Origin of the sequence: Mycobacterium sp., from assembly GCF_040509115.1 — a bacterium.
In the GTDB taxonomy this organism is placed as follows: domain Bacteria; phylum Actinomycetota; class Actinomycetes; order Mycobacteriales; family Mycobacteriaceae; genus Mycobacterium.
Genome location: NZ_JBEVLO010000445.1, coordinates 1 through 4358, shown reverse-complemented (window position 1 = coordinate 4358; position 4358 = coordinate 1). Strand labels below are relative to the sequence as shown.

At 67.9% G+C, this 4358-nt stretch carries 3 protein-coding genes; 1 reads left to right on the top strand and 2 read right to left on the bottom strand.

Features of this window, described 5'->3' with window-relative positions; all coding sequences use genetic code 11:
- Positions 1 to 28: 28 nt before the first annotated feature.
- Both ABW137_RS30645 and ABW137_RS30640 read right to left on the bottom strand, forming a co-directional pair.
- Positions 29 to 640 (bottom strand): hypothetical protein, encoded by a 612-nt coding sequence (locus ABW137_RS30645; RefSeq protein WP_526405805.1) that lies wholly within the window; start codon positions 638 to 640, stop codon positions 29 to 31.
- A gap of 167 nt (positions 641 to 807) precedes the next feature.
- Positions 808 to 3804, bottom strand: a complete 2997-nt coding sequence (locus ABW137_RS30640) for a BamB-related PQQ repeat family beta-propellar protein (RefSeq protein WP_526405803.1) — start codon at positions 3802 to 3804, stop codon at positions 808 to 810.
- Between the two features lie 288 nt (positions 3805 to 4092).
- Between ABW137_RS30640 and ABW137_RS30635 the strand changes: the two genes are divergently transcribed.
- A partial coding sequence (locus tag ABW137_RS30635; RefSeq protein ID WP_526405801.1) for a hypothetical protein occupies positions 4093 to 4358 on the top strand: 266 nt, incomplete at its 3' end.

Genomic DNA, 4358 nt, shown 5'->3' with positions numbered 1-4358 from the left:
GGGGCGTGCCGCACCGCGCGCCGTGCTCCTACTCGAAGAGGGAGAGCGTGAGGACGGACGTGTAGGTGCCGGCCGCCACCGCGGCGGCGTCGACCTTGAGCTGCAGGCCTGCCGTCGCGCTCCACGATCCCTGCGTATAGGTTGCCGTCTGGTCGACGTTGACGTACAGCAGCTCCCCGTCGGCGTAGGCCAGGCCCTCGCTCGCGGGATCGTCCACAACCGTCTCGATGTCGCCGCCCGGCTCGATCGCCGGGCCGTAGTCGCCGGCGAGCGCCGGCGTCCACCCCAGGTGATCCGCAGTGATCCCGCTTGCGCCCGAGACGAAGTCGCCCGCGGTGCCGAGCACGTACCAGGGCACGTCCGGCACATCCGACCTCGTGTCCGTGACCGTCACCGTCGGGAGCTCGCCCGTGAACTGACGCACCAGCGGGTCGCCGCTGTCGATCTCGGTCAGTGAGGTCTGATCCGCCGCGACGGTGAGCGCGAGGACTCCCGAGGGGTAGCGTTCGCTGACTTCGACGTTGATGTCGACATCTGCGTCGTCCACCTCGTCCGCCGTGGCACCGGCCGTGCCCGCCGATGCCAGAAGCAGGGCGCCGAAGGCTGCAGCGCCGACGCGGGTGAGAGTGGTCTTGTTCATCATTGAATCTCCTTTTCTCTTTCGGTTGTTCGCCCTGGCTGCCGGACCGGTCCTCGGGGTGCGGGGGCGGTGGGGTGAGCCACGCCCACGTCGCGGATGCGATCCTGGCCAGAGCACGGGTGACGTGCGGGGCGGCGACAGTGGACCTCCGCCCCGCACATCGGGTGCTATCCGGGGAACGCTCCGTAAGGAGCGGACTTCGCTCTGGTGAGCGTCCTCCCGTCGATGACCGTGGTCGCGGTCACCGTGGCCTCACCCGCTTCGATCGAGGTCGCCCGGGTGTTGATGGACGCCGCGACGGTCTTGCCCGGTGCCACGTCGGTGAACGACTTGTCACCGAAGGGCGTTGAGATCACGATGTCCACGGTGGATGCCGAGTCGTTGACTGCCGACACCGACAGGTACGCCTTGCCGCCGAGGGAGCGTGGCGTCACCGTCACGTCGAGCGTGTCTTTCGACACGGTGACCGTCGCCGTGGAGGACAGCTGCTGCTGCGCGCCGCCGGCGTCGAGCACATTCACTCTCGCCGTCAGTTCGACGTCGCCGGTCGGCACGTTGTTGTCCAATCGCGCGGCGTCGAACTCCAGGAGGAGCCTGCCGCCGTCGGTCGTGACGCGGGACGCCTCGATGGGCTTCTTGCCGAGGGGTGTGACGAGCACGGCCCCGCTCTCGTAGGTCGACCCTGCCGGCAGCGCGAAGTGCGCCTCGACGGTGCCCCGGACATCGGAGAACAGTCCGGATGGCGAGCCCAGTCGGAGCCGCTCCGGCGTGAACGTCAGTGCACCGGGCTGATCCTGCGCGTCGAGGTAGACCTCGATCTTGCCCGTGGGGCGGGGGTCCGTGCAGTCGTTGAAGAAGTACTCGCCGGCACGGGTGAACGTGTGCTGGTACTCCTCACCGGGCTGCAGCCTGGCGTTGAACTCCCCCTCGAAGAACTGCGTCGCGCAGTGGGGCTTCAGGTTGGGGAAGTTGGGGAACGTCTCGGCCCCTGGGTTGCGGAACGTGACGGTCGTCCCGACGGGGACGCGCAGGTGCGTGGGCTGCATGGCGCTCGTCGCCACGCTGTCCTGCGCTGCCGCGGTGTCGGCGGTGCGGCTGCTCCGTGCGAGGAGGACGGTGTTGTCCACGGTCTCTCCCGCGACGGCGGAACCGCCCACGGGTCGACGGATGGTCAGGGGGCCGGTGTCGGGCCCTTCCTGGCTGCCCGAGTCGGTGGTGTACGAACCGCCCAGCTTGAACGCCCACAGGGAATCGCCCTGGGTGACCGAGCCGCCGTAGGGGTTCGTCGATCCGGCGGCGAAGACGGCGATGTACTGCTCCCCGTCGACCTCGTACGTGACCGGTGCCGCGGCGATGCCGGATCCCGTCTGGAACTCCCACAGCTCATCGCCGGTGCCGGCGTCCATGATCAGGGCCCGGCCGTCGATCTGACCGACGACGAGAAGATCGGAGGCGGTCGTCAGAGGTCCTTGACCGTGCGACATGTCGGTGCCGGTGTGGTTGGTCCACGCGACCTTTCCCGTCGAAGCGTCATAGGCGAGGATGCCGCCGGTCTGGTACTGACCGATGGCGCGGAGTCCGTTCGAGCCCGCGCCGTTGTAATGCGCGACCGGGTTGGTGCCGTAGGAGAAGTACACGAGGTTCAGGTTGTGACTGTAGGACTGGTTCGACCAGTCGCCTCCGCCGTTCTGGCTCGTGGTGGACAGGATGGGGGCATCCCACTGCGGGTCGTACATGCACCCCTCGCGGTGGCCCGAGGAGCCTTCGGGGTACGTGAGGAACGGTTCGTCCACAGCGACGTAGCTGTCGGGGTTGAAGACGAGATTTCCTTCGGCATCCGCCTGATAGCCGTTGTAGTTCGGGACGGCCCGCCAGGGATCTCCCGGGATGTTGTCGGCATCGAGCTTCTCCCACACCACGCACTCGGGCAGCAGCCGCTCCGCGGGGAACGGCTGGGTGTCGGGCTGGCTCTGGCGGGAGTCGGTGATCATGGGCTTGTCGATCACGGGGAGGACCGGGGTGCCGTCGGTGCGATCGAGGACGAACTGATGCCCCGACTTGCTGCCGTAGAACACCACCTTGCGCTCTTCACCGTTCACCTGGATGTCGGCCAGTGTCGGCGGGTGGACGTTGTCCATGTCCCACACGTCGTGGCGGATCGACTGGTAGTGCCACTTGTAGGCACCCGTCGTGGCGTCTGCGGCGACCATCGTGGTGGAGAACAGGTTGTCTCCGGGTCGCTCCGATCCGTTCTGCGACGACGTGCAGCTGCGGGGGTTGCCGAATGTCATGTAGTACGTGTTCAGCTCGGGGTCGACCGCACCGTGGATCCAGGATGTCGCGCCGCCCTCGACGGCGCAGTCGGTTCCGTCTGCGAGCACCGGACCCCAGGTCTCGGACGCGTCGAAGGTCACGCCATCCACCCCGGTGAACGTCTGACCGCGCTGCGGACCGCCGAAGAAGTGCCACAGGTATGCTCCGTCGTCGGCATCCATGGCGACGACCGCGCCCCGATCGCCGTCCGCCGCGTGCGCGTACACGATCCCGTTGCTGTAGACGGTGGCGGCCTTGCCGACCCGACCGAGGTTCTCGCCCTGCGGTCCGACGGCTTGCGCCCCCCAGACTTCGGCACCCGTCGTCTGGTCGAGCGCCACGACGTTGTTGCCTCCCGCCAGCGTGAAGATCTTTCCGTCGCCTGCCGAGACCCCGCGACGCGTGCCCGACAGTCCGTAGCTGCCGCCGCTCCACTTCCAGATCGCCTCGCCCGATGCGCCGTCGACGGCGATCACGCCGCCGTTGGGAGTGTCGAGGTACAGCACGCCGCCGACGACGATCGGAGTCGTCTGCTGACCGACGTTCGCGGTCGCCGGCTCGACAGCTGAGACGTTCGTGCGCCAGGTCGGCGCGAGCTGATCGAGGTTCTCCTTCGTGATCTGCGTCAAGCCCGAGTAGTGCTGGTTGCCGAGGTTGCCGCCGACAGTCGGCATATCGGCGCCGGTCGGCTCGAGTCCCGTCAGGCCCACCGGCGGTACAGGATCGGATCCCGTACCCAGCGCGGTGGCCGGTGCGGCTGTCACAGCGAGGGCGAGCGCCAGTGCGCCGATCCCCACTGCTCCGAGCGTCGTCTTCCATGGTCTGCGCATCGCGTGCTCCTTGATCGTCATCGATCGGACGGAAGGGCTTTGCGTGCCCGCCTGCCGTCTGAGGGGTGCAGTAGGCCGGTCGCCGATCTGGGAATCGGCGTGTTCGGCCAGCGCTCGGATGTTAGAACGCGGGTTTTCGTGCGGGCAACCGAACGGCCCACCGAGTGGCACACCATGCCGAGAGGGGTCGGCCTACTGGATGGAACGAGCTTTGCCCCGCTTCGTCGACGCGCAATAGCTTCGTGTCGCCTGGGCTCATCTGTGCAGAGCACGCCCGAGGCGTCGGCACGATCGATCAAAGGAGATCAGATGAAACCCATAATCCTCTCGGGGGTCGCGCTCGCCGCTGCGACGACCCTCGGGGTAGGCCTGCTGTCCGGCGGAGTGTCCACGACCAGCGAGCGCGGAAGCGTCCTGCAGCCGGCGACGGCCATCAGCGCTCCTGCCGATCCGGTCTACGGCGTGTGTCGTGGCGTGGATCCGGAGTGCTACAACGACGAGGGCACCAACGGCTGGGTCGAGGGCGAGCAGAAGCGCGTCCTGATCTGGAGCCGCACCGCCGGCCCGCGCCACGC

Excerpts from the sequence above, each read along its gene's own strand:
- ABW137_RS30645 (WP_526405805.1), bottom strand. The coding sequence starts at position 640 with ATGAACAAGACCACTCTCACCCGCGTCGGCGCTGCAGCCTTCGGCGCC.
- ABW137_RS30640 (WP_526405803.1), bottom strand. The coding sequence starts at position 3,804 with ATGACGATCAAGGAGCACGCGATGCGCAGACCATGGAAGACGACGCTC.